Below are 22,175 nucleotides of genomic sequence, written 5' to 3' on the forward strand. Positions count from 1 at the left end.
CGACCCGGTCCGATCCGGCCCGGTCTGGTTCCCGAAGACCGGAACGCCGCCGAGCGTCCCCGCCGCCGGCGCACATCGGAACGGATTAGTCGCGCTGGTCGATAGCTCGCGATATGTCGGCAGACGCAGACGTGGCGGTCGCCGGGGGCGGCCCGGCCGGCCTCCAGTTCGCCCGCGAAGTCGCCGCCCGCTCCGAGTACTCGGTCGTCGTCCTCGAAGCCAACGACGCCCTCTCGGACAACGACAAGTCGACGGGGGGCACCTTCCACCAGGTGATCGACCGCTACGGGATCCCCGACGGCGTTGTGATGGCCGAGAACGAGGACGTTGTCTTCGAGGCGCCCGGGGCGAGTTCGACGCTGGCGATTCCGGGGTACGTCCTCGACTTCCCCGCGTTCCTGGAGTTTCTCGGCGAGGACGCCGAGCGCGAGGGTGCGGAAATCCGCACCGGTGCCCGGGTCCAGCAACCGATCCGCGAGGGCGGACGGGTCGTCGGGGTCGAGTACACCCGCGGCGGCGAACGGCGCGACCTCCGGGCGGATCTCGTCGTCGACGCGACCGGCCCGCGGGCCGTCCTCGCGAAGCAACTCGGGATGTTCGACCCCGAGTCCGTCCAGCACGGCGTCGGCAAGGAGTACGAGGTCGAGGGCCGCTACGACCTGGACTCGATGCTATTCAGATTCGACCACGACGACGCGCCCGGCGGGTACGCCTGGACGTTCCCCGCCGGCGAGAACGCGTTCAAGGCGGGGGTCTGCCGGATCGACGACTTCTACGAGACGCACGCCCCGGCCGACGACGGGACTATCGACGACTACGTCGAGGACTGGATCGCCGCCGACCCGCGCTGGGAGGCCGAGTCCGTCCGGGCGGTCCACGCCGGCGACGCGGTCTCGAACAACTCCGTCAACCAGCGCGCGACCGACGGGCTGGTGGCCGTCGGCGACGCGGTGTCGAGCATCAACCCCCTGTTCGGCGAGGGGATCCGCCCGGGGATGGAGTCGGCGGAGATGGCGGCCAACGTCGCGCTCGCGGCCCTGGACCGCGGCGACACCTCCCGCGAGCGACTCGCCGTCTACGAGGACCGCTGGAACGACGAGAAGGGGCTCGACTGGCGGGTCCAGCGGATCGTCTGCGAGCTGCTCTACGACTTCACGCCCGGCCAGCAGCGGCGGTTCGTCACCAGCGCCGGCCGGCTGACGGACGAACAGGTCGACCGCCTCCAGCGCTACGAGCTGACCCTCCGGGACTACCTCGACCTGTACCCGTTCGACCCGAGCGACCTCTCGAAGGTGCGGGCGCTCGCGCGACACGTCTGAGACCTTCGCGGCCGAGTTCGTCCCGCTCCCGGACCGGCGTCCGGACGGGAAACCGCACCGAGACCGCCCGACAACCCCGTGGACCGGTCGTCGTGACACGTGGTAGCGCGATACTCAGGTGATTTAAACGTGGCGGGCCCGTATCAACCCTGTGAGCGAGAGCGACAACAGCGGGCGTCGGAACCTCCGGATGCCCTCGGACGACGAACTGTTCGCGGTAGTCACACAGCACAACGGCGGCAACCACGTGCGCGTCCAGTGCGAGGACGGCGTCGACCGCATGGGCCGGATCCCCGGCCGGATGAAGTACCGAACCTGGATCAGCGAGGGCGACGTGGTCCTCGTCGAGCCGTGGGACTGGCAGGACGAGAAGGCCAACATCGAGTGGCGCTACTCCGAGCAGGACGCCGACCAGCTGCGCGACGAAGGCCACATCGACTGATTTTCCTCGTTCCCCGACGGCGCCGTAGCGACGACCGCGCGTCGCGCGGCCGATAGCGTCGGCTCCGCCGATAGCCTCGACTCGTCCTGGCACTGGCCCCCGTAGCGCCGGCAGTACCGGCTCCGCCGAGCGACTCCGAGCGGCCGCGGTCTCGGATCGTCAGATCCCGTCAGGAGGCCACGAGCGACGGTATCGGGTGCCACGGGCGCACTCGACCCGGACACACCCGGCGTGGAGGCGGCAGGCGGCGGGGTCGTATCCGTCCGGGAGCCGCAGGGAACCTGCAAGCAACGTTATGACCACCGGCGGAATCTACGCGCACATGGAAGACGACGCCAGTACGACAGTCCTCTCCGTGCTCGAAACAGTCGCGGCCGCCGAACGGGCCGACCCCGTCGACCTGCCGCCGCTCGCCGACGCCGTCGACCCGCAGGCGCTGAACGACCTGTTCGAACCGAGTGGGGAGAAGCTGGCGCCGGTGACGGTGCGGTTCGAGTACTGCGGGTACGAGGTCACGGTCCGCGGTGTCGGCTCCGTGACCGCCGAACCGGTCGACCGTCCGGCGACCGCGGCGGCCACGGCCCCGCGGTCCGGAACCGACGCGGGCGAGGAGTCGCTGGCCGACTAGCTATCGCAGCGTCGCCGCAGTGATACCGGCGAGTTCGTCGGCCACGTCGGGGTCCAACTGGTCGGCGGTGACCCGCCAGCGCCAGTTGCCCTCGGCGGTGCCGGGGACGTTGAACCGCGCCTCGCTGCCGAGTTCCAGGAGGTCCGGCACGGTCGTCAGCGCCAGCGCCGCGTCGGAGTCCCAGACGGCCTCGATCAGGTCCCAGGCGATCCGCTCGCCGTCGGTCGCAAGCGCGTAGTGGAGGCAGTCCCGCTGGTCGTCCGGGAGCGATTCGTACCAGCCGACCGCGGTGTCCGTGTCGTGGGTCGAGGTGTAGCCGACGGACCGGCGGGGATAGCTGGCGGGTTTGTACCGGTCGGTCTCGGCGCACCAGTCGGCGTAGTGAGGCACCCGCATCCCGGGGAACTCGAAGCGGTCGCGCAACGCGATCATACTCTCGTCGAGGAAGCCCAGGTCCTCGACGACGAACGGGAGGCCGCCGAGGTGGTCGCGCACGGTCTCGAAGAAGTCGGCGCCGGGGCCGGGCCGCCACTCGCCGGCGGCGGGGTCGTCGGCGTCGGCGGGGATCGCCCAGTACTCGTCGAACGCCTTGAAGTGGTCGATACGGGCGAGGTCGATCAGGTCGAGCAGCCGCGAGAGCCGGCGGCGCCACCACCCGTAGTCGGCCTCGCGCAGGCGGTCCCAGTCGTAGACGGGGTTGCCCCAGCGCTGGCCGTCGTCGCCCGGGTTCGGCGGGACGCCCGCGACGGCCGTCGGGTCGCCGTCCCCGTCCAGCCGGAAGGCGTCCTGGTTGGCCCACACGTCCGCCGAGTCGAGGGCGACGTAGATGGGCAGGTCGCCGACGAGGTCGACGCCGCGGTCGGCCGCCGCCGCGCGCAGCTCGCGCCACTGCTCGTCGAAGACCCACTGGACGAACGCGTGGTACTCGACCGCCTCCGCGTGGGTCTCCCGCGCGGCCGCCAGCGCGTCGGCGTCCCGGCCGGCCAGGTCCGCCGGCCAGTCGGTCCACGCCGCGTCGCCGTGGGCGCCGTTCAGCGCCGCGTACAGCGCGTAGTCGGCCAGCCACGCCGACTCGCGCTCGCGGAACGACTCGAAGTCCGCCCGTTCGTCCTCGCCGGCCTCCGCGGCGAAGGTTTCGTAGGCTTCCCGCAGTCGCTCGCGCTTGAACGGCGCGACGGCCTCGTAGTTCACGCTCCCGGGCTCGGCGCCCTCGGGACCGTCGAGGTCGGACTCGTCGAGATAGCCCCGGCCGGCGAGGTCGGTCAGGTCGACCAGCAGCGGGTTGCCGGCGAACGCCGACGGGGAGCCGTACGGCGAGTGGCCGTACGCCGCCGAGGTGGGGCCGACGGGACAGAACTGCCACAGCGACTGGTCGGCCCGCTCCAGGAAGTCGAGGAACGCTCGCGCCCCCGCCCCGAGGTCGCCGACCCCGTGGGGACCCGGCAGGGAGGTGAGATGCAGGAACACGCCGCTCCGGCGCTGCTGTTGCATGGCCCCGCCTTGTCTCCCCGGCGATTTCAAACGTCCGGGTACGACCGGTTACCGGCGCCACTTCCGTCGGGGGGCCGCGGCCGGGACCCGGACGCCGCGGTCCGGTCACCTGTCCGCCGCCATCGAGGGATACCGGGGCGAACGTACGTTGCAATATCCAGTAGTATATCTATATACAAAACCGTAAATTCGCACAGAGTGTAATTTTATGGTATTACGGCCACGATAGTTGAATATGAGTCGATACCCGCGGAGGGGGAGAAACGAGCGGCTGAACTGCGCCGTCTGCGGCGCCCCGGTCGTGAAGACGGGCAGCGAGTACGTCTGCGTGGACTGCGGGGCCTCGCCGGGGGAGTGAGCGCGGGCGTCGATGTGACGGGGAGGTCCGTGCGGTCGCCAGTGGTGTCGCGGCCGAACCGGTAAAGTGGGGGTGTGCCGAAGGGGCTGTCAGATGGTGCCATGCGTGCTCATGCTCGGCTGGGGGTTCCCGCCGAACGTCAGCGGCGGCCTCGACACGGCGGTCGGCGAACTCGTCGACAGGTTCGACACGCGCGACGACGTGGAAGTCGACCTCGTCCTCCCGGCGGAGTATGCACCGGACGGACGCGACAACATCCACGGCGTCCCGACCGGCGAGGGCGACGTGAGCACGCGCATCAACCGCCTCGCCGGCGAGTTCGTCGACTACGCGGCCGACGCCGACATCGTCCACACCCACGACTGGTTCGGCTACGGCCCCGGCTCGCGCGCCCAGGCCACCCACGACGCCGAGTGGGTGACGACCTTCCACTCGCTGACGACCGACCGGAACCGCCAGCCGCCGGACCGCGAGGTCGAGACCGAACAGCGGATCGTCGACCGCGCCGACCACCTGATCGCCGTCAGCGACCTCGTCCGCCGCAACATCGCCCACGAGTACGGCGGCGACGCCCGCGTCGTCCACAACGGCTTCTCCTCGGTCGAGCCCACCGGCCGCGACCTGAAGGCCGAGCTCGACATCGACGGCCCCATGCTCTTCTTCGTCGGCCGACACACCCACCAGAAGGGGCTCTCGCATCTCGTCTACGCGCTCTCGAAGCTCCGCCGGCCGGACGCGACGCTCGTCCTCGGCGGCACCGGCCACCTCACCGACCAGCTGGAGGAGTTCGTCGAGTTGCTCGGCGTCGAGGACCAGGTGGAGTTCGTCGGTTACGTCCCCGAGTCGGAGCTGGGCGACTACTACGCCTCCGCGGATCTCTTCGTCTCGCCGTCGCTGGCCGAGCCGTTCGGGATCACCATCGTCGAGGCGCTGTCGGTCGGCACCCGCGTCGTCGCCAGCGAGTCGGGCGCCGCGGAGATCCTCCCCGACGACTGCGTGATCGAGGTCGAGCCCGACTCGGACTCCATCGCCGACGGCATCGACGCGGGCCTGGCCGCCGACACGCCGCTGGAGTACGAGGAACGCACCTGGGAGACGGTCGCCGACGAACACGTCGCCTTCTACGAGGAGATCCTGGCGGAATAAGGCGGTCGCGTCGGCCGGTTCGAGTCGCGGTTCAGCGCAGCAGCCGCACGTCCGTCACCGGCTCGGGGTGGACGATGCGGAACCCGTTCGCTGTCCGGGAGCGGCCGAGCGTCGCCGGCGCCCGCCGGCTGGACCCGTAGGGACTGTCGTCGGCGATGCCCTCGTAGGGGCTGTCCCCGCCGGCCGGACGGTAGGGCGTCGCTTCCTCCTCCTCGTCGGTCCGCTCCGGCGGGAGGTAGATCCGCTCGCCCGACGCCGAGCGGACGACCGTCGCCACCCGGCGCTGGCCCGTCACCTCGATGGTCGTCCGCCCGTCCTCGATGTCCACGTCGACCGAGACCGGTCCCCCGGCGTTCGTCCCGCTCATGTATCGACCGCCGGCCGAGAGCGACTTAACTGTTCGCGTCGCCGCGGAACTGGCGCGCGGGACGGGTGAGGGAGTGCGGTGCGGTCGGCGCGCGCTGGAGCGCGCTTTCATGCGCGCGACGGAACCGCGCGAGGGATGAGCGAGTGAGCGGCGCGAACGAGCGAATCGGCTGGGGAGGTGTGTGGCCGTCTGCGGTGCTGTGCGGGGCGGTGCTGTCCCTGGCGGACTGAAAGGGCGAGGCGCGCTCGCGTGCAGTTCAGTCGCCTGAGCGGGCACTATCCGCGCGGGCGGTGCGGAGAGCGCGGATATCCCGCTCAGCGACCGCGAGCGCGGCGAGGGCTTTCACTGCTCACCGTCGAGTGCGGTCGTGATCGCTGCTAGCGAGCGGGCCGAGGGCTTTCAGCGTTCGCTGTCGAGTGCGGCCGCCTCGTTCACCGCGGTCAGTGACAGACACGACATCGTCGACAGAATCGCGCACACCGCAAACCCGAAGGCGGAGACGCGCGCAGGTAGGGGCATGCACCACCCGGGACCGCCGCGGTTCGTGGCCGTCGGCGACGAGGTCGAACTCGCGCCGCGGGACCCCGACCCGGCGGCGACCTACGCCTGGTCGGTCGCGGCCGCGCCCGCCGAGTCGACGGCCACGCCGGGCGACGACCCGGTCGAGTACTTCACCCCGGACGAGCCGGGCCGCTACGTCCTGGCGCTCGACGCGCCCGACGGCCGCCACGAACTGACCGTCCGGGCGTTCCCCGGCGGCCTCGCATCCGCCTCCGAAGCGCCCGACTACGGCCGATCCGGCGGCGCAGCGACGACCGACGACGACACGACGCCCGCGGCCGACGGCACCAGCGGCGACGAGGAGGGGTCGGGCCGAACCGACGACGACGCCGACGCCCCCGTCGACCCCGACGGCGGCGGCCGGCCGAGACTCACCCTCTCGGCGACGGTCGAAGACGAAGCCGTCGTCGTCGAGACTCACGCGCAATCACACCCCGACGGGACGGAGACTACCGCTGACCTGGACGTGACGTTCCTGCTGGACGACCGCGACGACGTGGCGCGCGGGGACGTGCGGATCGCGGGCGGGAAACTGACGCTCCCCCTCGACGCCCTCTCCGACCGCGCGAGGGTCCACGCGGTCGCCGTCGGCCGCCACGGCTACAGCGTCCCCGACGCGGTGGACATCCGCCGCGAGGAGGACGGATCGGTCGATATCCACCGACCCTACGACCCGCCGGCGTGGGCCGAGGATTCGGTCATCTACGAGGTCTACGTGCGGACGTTCCCGGGACAGGACAGTGACGCGGGGGACGAGAGCGACGCCACTGGGACGGGCGCGGTCTTCGACGCGATCCGCGAGCGGCTGGACTACATCGAGGGGCTGGGCGTCGACACGCTCTGGCTGACGCCGGTGCTGGCGAACGACGACGCGCCCCACGGCTACAACGTCACGGACTTCTTCGCGCTGGCCGACGACCTCGGCACGCGCGAGGACTACGAGCGGCTGGTCGAGGCGGCCCACGACCGCGGCATGCGCGTTCTCTTCGACCTGGTCTGCAACCATTCGGCCAGGGCGCACCCGTACTTCCAGGCCGCCGTCTCGGACCCGGATAGCGAGTACCGCGAGTGGTACGAGTGGCGCGGGCCGGCGGAGCCGGAGACGTACTTCGACTGGGAGCTGATCGCCAACTTCGACTTCTCGCATCTGCCGGTCCGGCGGCACCTGCTCGACGCCGTCGACGAGTGGGCGCCGCTGGTCGACGGCTTCCGCTGCGACATGGCGTGGGCGGTCCCCAACGCCTTCTGGCGGGAGGTCCACGACCGGCTGAAGGCCCGCGATAGCGAGTTCCTGCTGCTCGACGAGACCATTCCGTACATCCCCGACTACCAGGCCGGCCTGTTCGACATGCACTTCGACTCGACGACCTACGCCGCGCTCCGGCGGGTGGGCAACGGCGAACCCGCCGAGGCGGTCCTCGACGCCGTCGATGACCGCGCCCGCTCGGGCTTCCCCGACCACGCCGGGTTCATGCTCTACGCCGAGAACCACGACGAGACCCGCTATCTCGTCGAGTGTGGCCGTCCCGCGGCGGAGGCGGCGCTGGGTGCGCTCTTTACCCTCCCCGGAGCGCCGATGGTCTACGCCGGCCAGGAGTTCGGCCAGCGCGGTCGGCGCGACGACCTCGCCTGGGCCCACGCCGACGAGTCGCTGCGCGAGCACGTCCGCCGGCTGGCCGCGCTCCGGCGCGAGCGGCCGGCGCTGTCGGCCGGCGCCGCGCTCGACCGGGTCGACTACGAGGTTCGGGAGGGGTGGGACGACCGCGTGGTCGCGTTCCGCCGGGAGGTAGACGAGCCCGACGACGGCGACGCGGTGGTCGTCGTCCTGAACTTCGGCGCGGAGCCGGCGACGGTCGCCGTCGACGCCGCCGCGGACGGAACGGATGTGCTGACCGGCGAGCCGGTCGGGGAGTCCGGGGACGACGGACTTCGCGTCGAGAGCGTCGCGGTCGTGCCGGCGGACCCGGCGGAGACACGCCGCTGACACCGGGCGTTGCTCGCGTACCGCCGGGACGCGGCCGCGGGTCGGTCGCCCCGCCACGGTCCGGCGATCCGTGCGCCCCGTGAACGCGTGGCAACGCCTGCGCCCGAGGCGGGATTTATATGCGGAACGGGCGTGGTGACGGTATGCGGCTGACGACGGCGCTCGACGAGTACAAGCGTTCGCGCGGCGGGCGCTTCCCGGAGGAGACGAGGACGGTCGACGGCGCCTTCTCGGGCCACGGCGACCGGCTGGTCCACGTGGACCCGAACGGGTCGCTGCGCGACTACTCCGCGCCGCTCTCGGGGTTGCACGGGATCGACCGCTCGAAGCTGGGGGTCCGGACCGACCGTGGCACTCGCTGGTTCGCCGACCTGGAGACGATCCGCCAGCACTACTACCGCGACACGCGCCTCGTCGAGACCGAGTACGACGCCGGCTCGTTCACCGTCCACCAGTACGACCTGACGCTCGGCCGGGCCCACGTCACCCACGTCGAACTCAGGGGCGCGGTCCCGCAGGACGCCCGCCTCGTCGCCTTCCTCACGCTGGCGCCCGAGGGCGAGGAGGCCGGGGTCGGCGCCCTGGTCCACGACGAGGGCGGCCCCGCGGGCGCGGACGCCCTGGAGGTCTTCCACCGGACGGAACACGACTACCTGACCGCGTCGACCGGGCTCGACGGGATCCACGGCCAGCGGCCCGAGCGGTTCGCGGAGATCCTCGACGACGAGCCGGTCGACTTCCCGCGCGGCGAGGGCGAGCGCGCCCACGACCAGACGCGGATGACCGGCGATTTCGTGGTTACCGCGCCGCTCGAACGCGAGGGCCGCAGCAACCGAACGACGCTGGTCTCCCAGCTGTCGGACCACCGCGAGATCGACCGCGGGACGGCGCTGGCCGACCTGCGGGCCTGCGCGGCAGACCACGCGAGCGCCGACGAGCTCCGCGCCGCGGCCCGCGAGCGGACGGCCGTCGACGTGCCCGAGTCGACGCCCCGGTCGGACCTCGTGCGGGCGGACCTCCGGGTGGCCGACCTGCTCGAAGGGGCGGCCGGCGCGCGGGTCGCCGCCCCCGAGTTCGACCCGTTCCACGCCAACTCCGGCGGCTACGGCTACGTCTGGTTCCGCGACGACGCCGAACTCGCCCGCCACGTCCTCGCGGCGGGCGACTCCCTCGACCTGCCGGTCGCCGATCTCGTCGACCGGGCCGCTCGCTTCCACTGCGAGGCGCAACTGCTCGACGGCACCTGGCCCCACCGCGTGTGGGCGAGCGACGGCTCGCTCGCGCCCGGGTGGGCCAACGCGACCGTCGAGCGCAGCGACGACGCCGTCGAGTACCAGGCCGACCAGACGGCCTCCGTGACGGCCTTCCTCGCGACGCTCTTGCGCGAGCGCCGCCGCGATCTCGACGACGACCTGACCGTCTCCATCCGCGAGACAGTCGCCGAGGCGGTCGACGCGCTCGCCCGGACCGTCGACGAGGACGGCCTGCCCGAGCCCTGCCAGAACGTCTGGGAGGACGCCACCGGGCGGTTCACCCACACTGCGGCCACGTACGTCCAGGCGTTCGCGGCGGTCGCGCGGGCGCCCGTCGACCGCCAGCTGAGCGAGCGGGCGCTGGCGACCGCCGAGGCGGTGCTCGACGGGCTAGACGACGTGTACGACGCCGAGCGGGGCGCCTACCCGATGCGGCTGGCCGGCGGCGAGCCCGACCGCCGGCTCGACGCGGCGACGCTCGCGCTCGCCGAGGCGGTCGCCGCCTACGACGCCGTCCCCGAGGCGACGCTTTCCGACGACCGCCTGGAGCGGGTGGCCGACCACGTGGCGACGACGCTCGACGGCCTCTTCCGAAACCCGCCCGGGAGCGAACTCGCGGGGCTGGTCCGCTACGAGGGCGACGACTGGCGGACCGCCGAGCAGGACCGCGAGAAGGTCTGGTCGGCCACGACGGCGATGGGCGCCGTCGCCGCCGCCGAGGTGGGCGTCCTCCTCAACGAGCGCGGCCGGGGGGGCGACGCCTACCTCGACCGCGCCGCGGACCTGTACGAACTGCTCGGCGCCGACGGCCCGCTGACGACCGACGCCGGGTATCTCGCCGAGCAGGCGTTCGACGACGGCGACCTCGACTGCGCGGCGCCGCTGGGCTGGTCGCACGCGCTCCGGCTGCGCGCGACCGCCCTCCTCGACGCCCAGGCGGCGCTGCCCGCGCGCACCTCGGACATCGAGGGACCGACCGACCGGATGCGGTGGACGACCGGCGAGAAGTACGGCGTCGGCACCGCCGCCGACCACGACGCGGCCGACCCCTCGCGGGTCTGGTTCACGCTCACCGAGGGCGCGATGACGGAGGTGCGGTTCCCGCAGGTCGACCTGATGAACCTCCGCACGCTCGACTTCCTCGTCTCCGACCGCGACGACGACGAGTACACGATCCGGACCCACAACGAGTCCCGCGTCAGCGACGACACCGTCGAGCGGCGGGTCGAGCCGGTCGCCGACGACGCGCTGCTGTTCCGACACGTCTTCACGGAGGCGGGCGACGGCCGCGGCCACGAGTGGGAGCTGACCGTCGAGTACGCCACCGACCCCGACCACGACGCGGTGCTTGCCGACGTGGACTTTTCGGCGGCCGACGGCAACGACTACGAGGTGTTCGCCGTCGCGGACACGGCGCTGGTCAACAGCGCGCGGGCCGACCGCGGCCTGCGGCTGGGCGAGCCCGGCGGCCACCACCTCGTCGCCCGCGACCCGACGGCCTACACCGGCGACACGGCGGACCCGCTGCTCGTCGACGAGGACGGCGAGGGCTACTCCGTCGCGATGGCGATGGCCGCCCGCGACCGCTTCGAGTGGGCGACCGTCGGCGCGGCCGGCAGCGAGCCGCTGCGCGCGCTGTTCACCGACGGCGCCCTCCCCGAACCGCGCGACGCCGTCGACAACGAGAGCGTCGTCCTCGTCGGCCGGCTGGGCACCGGCGACGCCGTCGACGCGGAGCTGGCGCTGGGGTTCGCCCGCGCCGCCGACACCGCCGCCGCGCTCGGTGAAGCCGACGGCGCGCTCGACCGCGGGTTCGAGACGGTCAGCGCCGAGTACGCCGACACCTGGACCGAGTTCCTCGGCGACCGCTCGCTGCCCGACGCGGTCGCCGACGACCGCGATCTGGCGGCCCAGTACCGGACCGCGCTGATGACGCTGTACGCCGTCGAGGACAAGACTTACACCGGCGCCTCCATCGCCTCGCCGTCGGTCCCGTGGGGCGAGGCCGTCTCCGCCGACGAGCCGAAGGGCTACGGCTACAACTTCGTCTGGTCCCGGGACCTGTACCAGGTGTTCACCGTCTTCGAGGCGGTCGGCGAGCTCGACGTGGCCGCCGCCCAGCTGGCCTACATCTACGAGTACCAGCAGGACGAGGACGGGTTCATCCCGCAGAACACCTACGTCAACGGCATCACCCGCTGGGGCGGCGAGCAGATGGACAACATCTCCTTCCCGTCGGTGATGGCCTACCACCTCGCCGAGCGGGGTCTCGACTTCTCGGACGTGGACTACGACTACGAGCACGTCCGCCGGTCGGCCGACTACGTCGCCCGCAACGGCCCCGAGAGCGCCCAGGAGCGCTGGGAGGAGGAGTCGGGCTACTCCCCCTCGTCGATCGCCGCCGAGATCGCGGGGCTGACCTGCGCGGGCAAGCTCGCGGTCGAGGCCGGCCACGAGGCCGACGCGCTCGTCTGGACGGCGCTGGCCGACCAGTGGGTCAACAACGTCGAGGACTGGACGGCCACCGAGACGGGGACCGAACGCCACGACGAGACCCCCTACTACGTCCGCGTGACCCGCGACGGCGACCCCGAGGCCGGCCACCTCCGGACGCTCGCCAACGCCGGCCCGACGCTAGACGAGCGGGACATCATCGACGCCGGCTTCCTCGACCTCGTGCGACTCGGCATCAAACCCCCCGACGACGAAGTGGTCCGCAACTCCGTCGCCGAGGTCGACGACACCATCAGGGTCGACGCCGGCTCCGCGGCCGGCTTCTACCGGTACAACGGCGACGGCTACGGCGAGCGCGAGCGCGGCGACGTGGGCGGCCCGTGGTCGGTCGAACACAAGGGCAAGGGCCGGCTGTGGCCGCTGCTGACCGGCGAGCGCGGCGAGTACGAGCTGCAGCTGGACGACCCCGACCTCCCGCCGGAGGACTGCCTGCGGACGATGCAGGAGTTCGCCAACTCCGGGCGGATGATCGCCGAGCAGGTGTGGGACCGCGAGCACGCCACCGACTACGACTGGGAGTTCGGCGAGGGGACCGGCTCGGCGACGCCGCTGGCGTGGTCGATGGCCCAGTACGTCCGGCTCGCCCACGGGATCAGCGCCGGCGAACCGGTCGAGACGCCCGCCGTCGTCCGCGAACGCTACCGCGACGAGCGGCTCCACGAGCCCGACCGCAGCCCCGCGCTCCGGGTCGACACGGAGTTCCGCGGGGACCAGCTGGTCGTCTCCGGCGAGACGACCGGCGAGCGCGTCGCCGTCAAGACGCCCGTCGACAGCGCCGCCCTCGAACCCGACGGCACCGAGTTCGAGGCGACCGTCGACATCGAGCGCGGCGAGAACCAGGTGATCGTCGCCGCCGGCGCCGCCGACGTGGAGTCGTCGGGCACGACCGTCCGCCGACTGCAGCTGTAGCGGCCCGCGACCCGAGTCGTCTCGGCCCGCCGGACTTTTCCCCGGGCCGCGTCCTCGTCGTACCATGAGCGACGAGCGCGACCCGGAGGCGACCCTCGACGAGTGGAAGGAGGCGATGGGGGCCGAACACGCCGAGGCCATCGCGAACCCCGACCCCGACGAGGCCCACCGGATCGAGGGCGTCACTCAGGTCAACCACCGTGTCACCTTCGAGTACGACCCGGAGACGGACAGTCTGGAGCGCGACGCGGTCGAACAGGTCGACGAGCTGACCGACCCGGAGCTGCGCTCCTGTACCTGTGGCGTCCGCGGGATGACCCCCGAGGAGGCACGCGAGCATATGCGGGCGGCCCACGAGACCGGCGGGGAGTGAACTGCCGGCGACGGCCGCTCCGTCCGACCGCCATTGGTTCCGGCCGGGTCACTCGGGGGAGTCGTACTCCTGGTAGATGACGTGGCCGCAGGCCTTGCAGTGGGAGGCGTCGGGGTCGTGGCCGGTGAGCCCGCAGTTCGGGCAGGTGACCGGCACCTCGTCGTCGCTGGTCCAGGCGCGGACGATCTTGCTCGCCTGCCAGGGAATGAGGATGATCGCCGCGAGGATGCTGGCGACGGTCACCCACCGTCCCGCCCGCGTCACGGGAACGATGTCGCCGAACCCCGTCGTCGACAGGGTGATCACCACGTAGTAGAAGGCGTCGCCGAAGTGCCGGACCTCGGGGTTCGCGCGGACCTCGGCGCTGTAGAACAGTCCCGCGGAGACGAACAGGACGACCAGCACCGTCAGCAGGAGTTTCATCGCCCGGAGCGCCCCGCCGGAGATCGTGCCGAAGAAGAACTCCTCGTCCTGAGTGAACCGGTAGAACCGCAGGACGCGGACGACCCGGAGCACCCGCAGGAACCCGGCGTTCAGCGCGACGGCCGAGACGGGGAAAAACACCACCAGGACGGTCGGGAGCACCGACAGCAGGTCGACGACCGTGTAGGGGTCGGTCGCCTCGGACAGCCGGTCGCGGGCGCCGTAGAGCCGCAGGACGTACTCGGCCGCGAAGACCGCGGCGATCGCGACCTCCAGGTCCCAGAGCCGGGCCCGCCGCGCCGGGTCCAGCGGGTAGGTCTGGGCGACGAACACGGCGACGAACACCAGATTCAGGGCGAGCAGCCCGATGTCGATGGCCTTCCCCAGCGGAGTCCGGTGGTCGAGCAGGTAGAACCGCACCCGCTCGCGAGCGTCGTCCGGCGGACCGGGATCGTCCGGTGAGTCGGCGCCGACGTTGCTCATACTCCTTCGAGCGGCCGACCGATAAAGAAACACACCGCTCCGCGGTGGGGACCGGACCGCCTCCGGGCCCGCCGCTCGCCGAGTAGTCGTCCGTAGAAACGCGGTGCGTTCGGTCGCCGTCAGGCGACAGTGCGAACCGAACTACGCGCGGACGACGTTCGTCGCGCGCGGGCCCTTGGGGGCGTCCTCGATCTCGAAGTCTATCTCGGTCCCTTCCGTCAGATCCTCGCCGCCAACGTCCTCCATGTGGAAGAATACGTCGTCGTCAGAGTCCTCGGTGTCGATGAAACCGTAACCGCCAGTGTCGTTGAAGAAGTCGACCTTGCCGTTTGCCATTGCGAATAGACGGAGGCCCGGTATACGGTTAAGTATTCCGTATCTGTGTGGATAATGGCCGAATTAGAAAACGAACGTATTCTATATCCGGTTTGGGAACCCGAACGTCCAGAACGAGCACTTTCTCCCGGATCGATGCTCGATCCGGCAGGTCGGGGACGGGCTTCGGCGGGATCGACAGTTCTCGCTGTCGGCGTGGGCGGCGGCCGTCGCCCCGGGCGGCCGCCGCCGTCGCGTCGGTCCGGCCGAGCCCGACGGGACTATACGTCCGCCACTCGTCGTCCCACTGTGGATTCTCACGACGTTCGGCGCCAGTGGGCCGACCGCTCCGGCGAGTACTCGCCGGCGTACTACGCCCACTACGGCCCCGACGAGACGAGCGAGTCGGTCCGCGAGATCCTGCGCGACCGCGTCGGGCGCGACGCGGCCGTGCTGGAGCTGGGCTGCAGTTCCGGGCGCCACCTCTCGCACCTGTTCGACGACGGCTTCACCGACCTCTCGGGGGTCGAACTCAACGACGAGGCCTTCGACGTGATGGCCGACCACTACCCCGACCTGTGGGAGACCGGCACCTTCCACGCCGACGCCATCGAGGACGTGGTCGGCGACTTCGACGACGGCGCCTTCGACGCCGTCTACTCCGTCGAGACGCTCCAGCACGTCCACCCCGACGCCGAGTGGGTGTTCGCGGAGATCGCGCGGGTCACCGGCGACCTGCTCGTCACCGCCGAGATCGAGGACGACGCCGAAGACGCCGAGCGCGTGGAACGCGACGAGGACCCCGACGTGAACTTCGTCCGCGACGAGTTCCCGCTGTACTACCGCGACTGGGGCGAGATCTTCGGCGGTCTCGGTCTCGAACAGGTCGACCGCCGGGACGTGAACCGGGACACCGTTCGGGCGTTCCGCGCCCGGTGAGCGGTCGGTCAGAAGCTGGCCTCGGAGTCGCGACTCGCAATCTCCCTGGAAGGATTCAGCGCGCTCGTAGAGCTCACCCGTTCCGTTACTGCTCGTCCGGCATCTGGATGCCGCGCTCCACGACCGCCTCGGTCACGAAGAGACTCGTCTCACGCTGGAGTGCTCGCATCTTCGGTGCCGCTTCGTCTCTGTCGAGCGATCCGCGACCGTACCCGAGCGCGATGACGCCGATAGCACCGCGTACCTCGACGCCCGCGTCGGATGCCGTCTCTCGGGCGGCGAGGTCGTCGGTCAGGAGAACGGCTCCCCGCTGTTCAGCGACCGCAATCGCGGCGCGCTCTCCGGCGTCCAGTTCTTCGGTTCCGACTCGGCTCTCGTCGGCTTCGACGAGTTCGTACGAGAGGTTGCCCAACCCGTCCGGAACGCCGCCGGCGTCAACCTCTTCGTAGACAGTCTCTGGAACAAGGAGTGTGTCAAAGGTCGCGAGCAGTTCGAGCGAATCGATTTCGGCGAGATGGATGAGCGGTCTCGCGTCCGAAACGGCCGCGAGCGTCACGCGTTCAGGCCCCAGCCGACGTCTTCCGATTGCTCGGCACCGTTCTTTAATCCGTGTCCGCCTGCCCGGCATAGATCTGACCAGGGCTTCCGTCTCCTGTGGCCGTGACTAGATGCCCTCGGAAACGCCGTCTCCCCTCAGAATAGTGGCCTCGGCACTCATAGGGGTCGTCACGGCCGGGTCGTCAGGCCGGCTCGGAGTCGCGAGTCGTCATCGGCCGGCCGAGCCTACGCGGCCGTCCGGCAAGTCGGTTTCCACCGCGGACGACGACGCGCCGACCACGCCGTCGGCGAGTAACGGCGCGTTTCCGGGCGTAACCTCGGGTTGTCGCGGCCTCGGACGCGATAACGACCGGTTTCGTCGGCTACCCGGCGGCTAACTAAGCCCGTGCCGCCGCAAGGGTGCGTGCATGGAAACACAAGGCCAACAGCAGGAAGCGATGCGAGCAGCGGAAGACACCGGAACCGATCCGGCGGTAATCCTCGCGGCGGGGTCGGTCGCCCTGTCGTGGTTCTTCTTCTACGCGAAGGGCGACAAGGAACAGGGCATCTTCGTGGGCCTGTGGCCGCCGACGATCCTCGCGTTCGCGAGCTACTTCGAGCAGACGAAGATGAGCGACATGGTCGAGCGTGCGACCGGCCGCGACACCCTCGTCGGCCGCGTCGAGCGGATGGTCCAGAGCCGAACGGAGTAACGACCCCGCAGCGTAGCGACCCCGTATCGACATCCCACCGGTCCCGCGGTACTGTCAGGCTTCCGAGGGCCGGTGCTCTCTCCCAGTTCGTCGCCGCCGAGCGACGGGGATCGGTCGAGCGGCGGCACGTCGCCCGACGCCGCCTTGCGGTCCGTGAGACCGCGCCACCCCACCGGGAGAGCTAAGCGGGGGGCGGAGCTACCCCCGCGTATGCTGGAGGTCGACGGGAGCGACGGCGGCGGCCAGTTGCTCCGGAGCGCGCTGACGCTGTCGATGCTCGACGGCGAGCCCGTCGAGATCGACGACGTGCGCGGGAACCGCTCGGAGCCCGGACTGAAGGCCCAGCACCTCGCCGCGGTCGAGACGGCCGCGGCGGTCGCCGACGCCGAGGTCGCGGGCGCCGAACTGGGCTCGGAGACGGTCACCTTCGAGCCCGGCGAGGTCGCCGGGGGCCACTACGGAACCGACATCGGGACCGCCGGGAGCGTGACGTTGCTGTTCGACACCCTGCTGCCGCTGGCGACCGCTATCGACGAGCCGCTGTCGGTCACCGCGACCGGCGGGACCGACGTGACGTGGTCGCCGCCGATGGCCTACTACCGCGCCGTCAAGCTCCCCCTCCTCCGTCAGTTCGGGCTCGCGGCCGCCGTCGAACTCGACCGGACGGGCTTCTACCCGGCCGGCGGCGGCCGCGCGACGCTGCGCCTCTGGCCGTCGGAGCTGTCACCGCTCGACCTCGACGCGCCGCTGGAGCCGACCGCGGCCCGTGTCTACTCGAAGGCCGCGGCGGACCTGGCCGACGCCGAGGTGGCCGACCGCCAGGCCGACGCCGCGACCGACGCGCTCGCCGACCTCGGGGTCGAACCCGTCGAACACCGGACGGCCTCCGTCGCCAGCGACAGCCCCGGCTCGGTCCTGGTCGTCCGGTTGGACGGCGCTCCCGTCGCGGACGATGCCAGTGGGAGGGGGCGGCCGCTGGCCGGCTTCGACGCCTACGGCGCCCCGGACAAGCGGTCCGAGACGGTCGCCTCCGAGGCGACCGACCAGGTCCGACGCTTCCGCGGGAGCGGCGCCGCCGTGGACCCCCACATGGCCGACCAGCTGCTCGGCTTCCTCGCGCTCGCGGGCGGCCGCGTCGCGGTCCCGGGGATCTCCGACCACGTCGCCACCTGCCGGGAGGTACTGGCGACGTTCGACCGGCCGGTCGGCGTCGACCGGTCCGGACCGGCGCCCGTGCTCGTCGCTGATCGGTAGCTGACAGTATACCGCGCCCGGCGAGACGATTCGGCGTGAGGGGCGACTCGGCGAGCGCCGGCGGCCGGTTCCGGAACAAATCTCCGGTATCTGACCTATCGGAGTTCCGTGATGCAAACCCTTTTGCGCGTCTATCGACAGGGGCGACACGACCGAATGTCCGAGGCCACCACAGTCGCGGTACAGGACAGGGTCGACGAGGTAGAGGCGCCACTCCGGCGGGTCTTCCGGGAGTACGGCCTGCCGCGGATCCACTGGTTCGCCGTCGCGGTGGCGATGAACCTCGTCGCGCGGCTGTCGGCGCTGGTGCCCGCGCTCGTGCTGGGGACGGCCATCGACGCGGTGTTCAACGAGACGGGCGCCTACGACCTGCCGCTGGTGCCGGCGTCGTGGATCCCGACCCAGCCCGAGGCGCAGTTCTGGTTCTCCGTGTCCCTGATCGTCGGGGCGTTCGTCCTCACGGCGGTCTGCACCTGGGCCCAGGGGATCACGAGCGACATCTTCGCCCACCGCTCGCTGCACGCCGTCCGCGTCGACACGTTCCGGCGGATGCAGGAACTGGACATGGCCTTCTTCGACGAGCAGGAGACCGGCGAGGCCATGTCCATCCTCAACCAGGACGCGACCAACCTGGAGCGGTTTCTCGACCAGGCGCTGAAGAACGGTACCCGTCTGATCGTCATGGTGCTGGCCATCGGCGGCCTCCTGCTGTGGATCAACTGGCAGCTCGCCGTCGTGACGCTGGTCGCGGTCCCGCTGATGGCGCTTTTCACCTGGTGGTTCAGCCGGACGGTCGCGCCCCGGTACGACGCCGTCCGCTCCAGCATCGGCGACCTCAACACCCGCCTGGAGAACTCCATCGGCGGGATGCAACTCGTCAAGACCGCCAACACCGAGGAGTTCGAGACCGAGCGCGTCGAGGACGCCTCCTGGAACTTCTACACCACCAACATCGACGTGCTGAAGATCGCCTTCGTCTACCGCCCCGGGATGCGCCTGCTCGCCGGCCTCTCGTTCGTCACGACCTTCGTCGTCGGCGGCCTGTGGATCTTCTCGGGTCCGCCGCTCTTCTTCTCGGGCGAGCTGACCGTCGGGAACTTCGTCGTCTTCATCTTCATGACCCAGCGCTTCATCGACCCGCTCGCCCAGATCTCCAACATCATCGACTGGACCGAGAACGCCCGCGCCTCCGGCAAGCGCATCTTCGGCCTGATGGACACGCCCGTCCGCATCGAGGACTCGCCCGACGCCGTCGAACTCGACACCGTGGACGGCGAGGTGGCGTACGACGACGTGACCTTCGGCTACGACGGCGAGGAGACCGTCCTCCGGGACGTGAGCTTCGAGGCCGACGCCGGCGACACGGTCGCGTTCGTCGGTCCCACCGGCGCGGGCAAGTCCACGGCCGTCAAGCTCCTGATGCGCCTCTACGACGTGGACGAGGGCGCCATCAGCGTCGACGGACACGACATCCGCGACGTGACCGTCGGGAGCCTCCGGGAGTCGATCGGCTACGTCAGCCAGGAGACCTACCTCTTCGACGGGACCGTCGCCGAGAACATCCGCTACGGCGAGTTCGACGCGTCCCGCGACGAGATCGTCGAGGCGGCGAAGGCCGCGGAGGCCCACGAGTTCATCACCGACCTCGCGGACGGCTACGACACGGAGGTCGGCGAGCGCGGCGCCCGCCTCTCGGGCGGCCAGCGCCAGCGCATCTCTATCGCCCGCACAGTCCTGCAGGACCCCGACATCCTGATCCTCGACGAGGCGACCTCCGCCGTCGACACCGAGACGGAGGTCCTGATCCAGCGCTCGCTCGACCGCCTCGCCGCCGACCGCACGACCTTCGTCATCGCTCACCGCCTCTCGACGGTGACCGACGCCGAGACCATCCTCGTGCTGGAGGAGGGCCAGGTCGTCGAGCGGGGTACCCACCAGGAACTGCTGGAGGCGGACGGCCTCTACGCCAACCTCTGGGCGGTCCAGGCCGGCGAGATCGACGACCTCCCCGACGAGTTCGTCGACCGCGCCCGCGGCGACGTCTGACACCGTCTCCGCGGTCGGGGTACTCGGGCGCTACGGGCCGGACTGACAGGAGACTGTCACGGGTATAACCGGCGAACTCCCCAGTAGCGAACGGCTTCGACAGCCCGTTCGAGCTCGATTTCGACCGGAGTTCGGGGAAATTTGGGTCCCAGGTCGGAAAACCGTCTTGTACGGATCGAGACCTGTCTCCGGGTGGACGACAGTCCGGGAATCTCGACCGATGCCAGCCTGCGCACACTGCGGCACGCACGTCTCGGAACAGTTCGCACGCGTCTTCGCCGACGAGGACGGCGAGGTCCACGCCTGTCCGACCTGCTCGGCCAACAGCGGGATCGCGGAAGTCTCCAGGGAACGGGCGGGGAAAGCCTGACCGGCGGTCGACGGGCCGGCCGTCGCCGACGGCCGACCGCTCTCCGGCGCCGGCCCGTCAGTAGACGGCCGCGCGGATCTCCTCGTCGAGGTCGTCGAACTCGGCGAGGTAGTCGCGGCGCTCCTCGCGGAGGTCGGCGATGTGCTCGTCGGCGTCGTCGAGCGCGTCGCCCACGTCGAAGCGGCTCACGTCGAGCCCCGGGACGGCGTCGGGGACGGTCAGTCCCGTCGTCGGGTCCGCCGCCCACTCGATGCGCCCGCGGCTGACCTCCCGGAGGAGCGTCACCGTGTCGTCGACGCCGACGTCGCGGTCGCCGACGGTCCCCGTGTTGAGGAGGTACGCGTCCACGTCGAGGTCGGCGACCAGATCGCGGAAGCGGTTGCCCTCCTCGCCCTCGGAGCCGATGATGAAGGGGTTGGTGCCGACGACGCGGATGGCCTCGCCCGCGCTCGACGGGTCGCCGGCGCTGGTCTGGACGGACTCGCCGAGCATGAACGCGGCGGCGGCCTCCTCCGGCGAGAGCTTCGCCAGCGGCGGCATCGCCGGGTTCCGCGTGATGAAGAACACCTGGTCGACCGACTCGAGGTCGATCTCCTCGTCGGCCGAGGGGAGGTGCTCGCGCCGGACGACCGCCCGGGCGTTGGCGGTGTGGGCGTCGCTGTCGAAGTCGACCGTCCCGTCCTCGTCGACGTCGACGTTCTCCAAGACCGCCGACTCGTGGGTCGCGGCCTCGTAGAGGGCCGGCTGCTCCTCGCGGTCGAGGCCGATGGTCTTGATGAACAGGCCCTCGCCCTCGCTGCCGGCGACGGTGCCGTCGGGCCGCAGCGCGCACACGTCGTCCTGGAGCATCGTCGCGTCCTCGGGCTCGTCCAGCCCGAGGCCGTGGGCGGTCAGCGTCGACTTGCCGGTGCCCGAGAGGCCGAGGAAGACCTGCCCGACCGTCTCCAGGTCCGACTCCTCGTCAGTCTCGGCGTCTCCGGCCTCGCCGTCCTCGGTTTCGAGGCGGACGCGCTTGGTGCCGGCGTGGAGGCCGAGGCCGCCCTGGCGCTTGGCGTCGAACATGAACAGCCGCAGGAACGACTTCTTGGCCTCGCCGGTGTAGTCGGTGCCGCGGACGGCGGTGAACCCCTCCTCGGGGAGCACGCGGATGGCCACCTCGTCGGCGTCCGGCACCTGGACGGTCGTGAAGTCGGGCTCGGCGCCGTCGGGCGCCGGCTCGAAGAGGTTGGCCCAGGTCAGCGCGATCCGGCTGAACTCCTTCGGGACGTAGTAGCGACAGACGTAGGTGTTGTCGGGATGGCGGCCGAGCTTGCGGTCCAGACAGACCATCTCGCGGTCGCCGGCGGCCTCGACGACCCGCTCGACGTGCTCGTAGTCGGCGGGGCCGAACTCGGCGTCGAGGGCGTTCTCCGTCCGGTCGGCGTTGCGCGACCGGTGCTCGCTCGTGTACGACGGGGAGCCGTACTCCGTCGTCGTCTCCTTCTCGCGCGCGAACTCGCGCAGCGTCGCGAACGAAGGGTCGTAGGTGACGTTGTCCGCTGTCCGGGGGTCCGCGAGCGCCGCGGTCGGCGACTCTATCGCCGTCCCGTGTTGTGACATCGTACCCGTTCGATCACATCCGTCCGTGATAAAGGTGTCATATCCGCCGTTCGTTTGCTAATCACCGCCATAGAATAAATTATTAAATACCGAGTAAATCGTTCGCGTTAGTCGGTGGATTCGACCGGGTCGCCGACCGAACTCGTCGGCG

Annotated in this window: 19 protein-coding genes; 13 read left to right on the forward strand and 6 right to left on the reverse strand. The window is 70.8% G+C overall.

Annotated elements, in window-relative coordinates:
• The first annotated feature begins 113 nt into the window (after positions 1-113).
• From E3328_RS01825 to E3328_RS01835, 3 genes are all read left to right on the forward strand, one after another.
• Positions 114-1,319: an NAD(P)/FAD-dependent oxidoreductase gene (locus E3328_RS01825; RefSeq protein WP_135362922.1), complete on the forward strand. Its 1,206-nt coding sequence runs from the start codon at positions 114-116 to the stop codon at positions 1,317-1,319.
• 151 nt (positions 1,320-1,470) lie between these two features.
• On the forward strand, positions 1,471-1,761 hold the full coding sequence (locus E3328_RS01830; RefSeq protein ID WP_135362923.1) for a translation initiation factor eIF-1A: 291 nt from the start codon (positions 1,471-1,473) through the stop codon (positions 1,759-1,761).
• 322 nt (positions 1,762-2,083) lie between these two features.
• Entirely contained in the window at positions 2,084-2,389 is a 306-nt protein-coding gene (locus tag E3328_RS01835) for a DdfA family disk-determining factor (protein ID WP_209452119.1), read from the forward strand.
• Here the strand turns inward: E3328_RS01835 and malQ are convergent, their stop codons facing one another.
• Positions 2,390-3,880 (reverse strand): 4-alpha-glucanotransferase, encoded by a 1,491-nt coding sequence (gene malQ, locus E3328_RS01840; RefSeq protein WP_135362924.1) that lies wholly within the window; start codon positions 3,878-3,880, stop codon positions 2,390-2,392.
• 235 nt (positions 3,881-4,115) lie between these two features.
• Here malQ and E3328_RS22675 point away from each other — a divergent pair, with 235 nt between their 5' ends.
• Both E3328_RS22675 and E3328_RS01845 read left to right on the forward strand, forming a co-directional pair.
• The gene (locus E3328_RS22675) at positions 4,116-4,238 is read left to right on the forward strand and encodes a hypothetical protein (RefSeq protein WP_281275749.1); all 123 of its coding nucleotides are present in this window, start codon (positions 4,116-4,118) and stop codon (positions 4,236-4,238) included.
• A gap of 93 nt (positions 4,239-4,331) precedes the next feature.
• Positions 4,332-5,384, forward strand: a complete 1,053-nt coding sequence (locus E3328_RS01845) for a glycosyltransferase family 4 protein (protein ID WP_135362925.1) — start codon at positions 4,332-4,334, stop codon at positions 5,382-5,384.
• A 31-nt stretch (positions 5,385-5,415) separates the two neighbouring features.
• Here the strand turns inward: E3328_RS01845 and E3328_RS01850 are convergent, their stop codons facing one another.
• Positions 5,416-5,751, reverse strand: a complete 336-nt coding sequence (locus tag E3328_RS01850) for a DUF7510 family protein (protein WP_135362926.1) — start codon at positions 5,749-5,751, stop codon at positions 5,416-5,418.
• A 517-nt stretch (positions 5,752-6,268) separates the two neighbouring features.
• Here E3328_RS01850 and malA point away from each other — a divergent pair.
• The 3 genes from malA (at position 6,269) to E3328_RS01865 (ending at position 13,345) form a co-directional block, all read left to right on the forward strand.
• Positions 6,269-8,296, forward strand: a complete 2,028-nt coding sequence (gene malA / locus E3328_RS01855) for an alpha-amylase MalA (protein ID WP_135362927.1) — start codon at positions 6,269-6,271, stop codon at positions 8,294-8,296.
• 143 nt (positions 8,297-8,439) lie between these two features.
• Positions 8,440-12,972, forward strand: coding sequence for a DUF7997 domain-containing protein (locus E3328_RS01860; protein ID WP_135362928.1), 4,533 nt, complete (start codon positions 8,440-8,442; stop codon positions 12,970-12,972).
• 64 nt (positions 12,973-13,036) lie between these two features.
• The gene (locus tag E3328_RS01865; protein ID WP_135362929.1) at positions 13,037-13,345 is read left to right on the forward strand and encodes a hypothetical protein; all 309 of its coding nucleotides are present in this window, start codon (positions 13,037-13,039) and stop codon (positions 13,343-13,345) included.
• Between the two features lie 48 nt (positions 13,346-13,393).
• Here E3328_RS01865 and E3328_RS01870 read toward each other — a convergent pair whose 3' ends face one another.
• Together E3328_RS01870 and E3328_RS01875 are read right to left on the reverse strand one after the other, a co-directional pair.
• Entirely contained in the window at positions 13,394-14,251 is an 858-nt protein-coding gene (locus tag E3328_RS01870; protein WP_135362930.1) for an ion transporter, read from the reverse strand.
• Positions 14,252-14,392: 141 nt separating this feature from the next.
• Positions 14,393-14,587, reverse strand: coding sequence for a cold-shock protein (locus E3328_RS01875; RefSeq protein ID WP_006883975.1), 195 nt, complete (start codon positions 14,585-14,587; stop codon positions 14,393-14,395).
• 288 nt (positions 14,588-14,875) lie between these two features.
• Here E3328_RS01875 and E3328_RS01880 point away from each other — a divergent pair, with 288 nt between their 5' ends.
• Entirely contained in the window at positions 14,876-15,505 is a 630-nt protein-coding gene (locus E3328_RS01880) for a class I SAM-dependent methyltransferase (protein ID WP_135362931.1), read from the forward strand.
• Positions 15,506-15,590: 85 nt separating this feature from the next.
• On the opposite strand, the gene E3328_RS01885 is transcribed toward E3328_RS01880, so the two are convergent.
• The gene (locus E3328_RS01885; protein WP_135362932.1) at positions 15,591-16,061 is read right to left on the reverse strand and encodes a PIN domain-containing protein; all 471 of its coding nucleotides are present in this window, start codon (positions 16,059-16,061) and stop codon (positions 15,591-15,593) included.
• 409 nt (positions 16,062-16,470) lie between these two features.
• Between E3328_RS01885 and E3328_RS01890 the strand changes: the two genes are divergently transcribed.
• The 4 genes from E3328_RS01890 (at position 16,471) to E3328_RS21685 (ending at position 20,425) form a co-directional block, all read left to right on the forward strand.
• Positions 16,471-16,755: a hypothetical protein gene (locus E3328_RS01890; protein WP_209452120.1), complete on the forward strand. Its 285-nt coding sequence runs from the start codon at positions 16,471-16,473 to the stop codon at positions 16,753-16,755.
• Positions 16,756-16,965: 210 nt separating this feature from the next.
• Positions 16,966-18,009 carry an RNA 3'-terminal phosphate cyclase gene (gene rtcA / locus E3328_RS01895; protein WP_135362933.1) on the forward strand — a complete coding sequence of 348 codons (1,044 nt, stop codon included), beginning with the start codon at positions 16,966-16,968 and terminating at the stop codon, positions 18,007-18,009.
• Between the two features lie 156 nt (positions 18,010-18,165).
• On the forward strand, positions 18,166-20,055 hold the full coding sequence (locus E3328_RS01900) for an ABC transporter ATP-binding protein (protein ID WP_135362934.1): 1,890 nt from the start codon (positions 18,166-18,168) through the stop codon (positions 20,053-20,055).
• Positions 20,056-20,275: 220 nt separating this feature from the next.
• A complete protein-coding gene (locus tag E3328_RS21685; protein WP_167837271.1) occupies positions 20,276-20,425 on the forward strand; it encodes a DUF7563 family protein in 150 nt (49 codons plus the stop codon).
• Positions 20,426-20,482: 57 nt separating this feature from the next.
• On the opposite strand, the gene E3328_RS01905 is transcribed toward E3328_RS21685, so the two are convergent.
• Positions 20,483-22,024, reverse strand: a complete 1,542-nt coding sequence (locus E3328_RS01905) for a phosphoenolpyruvate carboxykinase (ATP) (RefSeq protein ID WP_135362935.1) — start codon at positions 22,022-22,024, stop codon at positions 20,483-20,485.
• Between the last annotated feature and the right edge of the window lie 151 nt (positions 22,025-22,175).

Origin of the sequence: Halosimplex halophilum (assembly GCF_004698125.1) — an archaeon.
Classification (GTDB): domain Archaea; phylum Halobacteriota; class Halobacteria; order Halobacteriales; family Haloarculaceae; genus Halosimplex; species Halosimplex halophilum.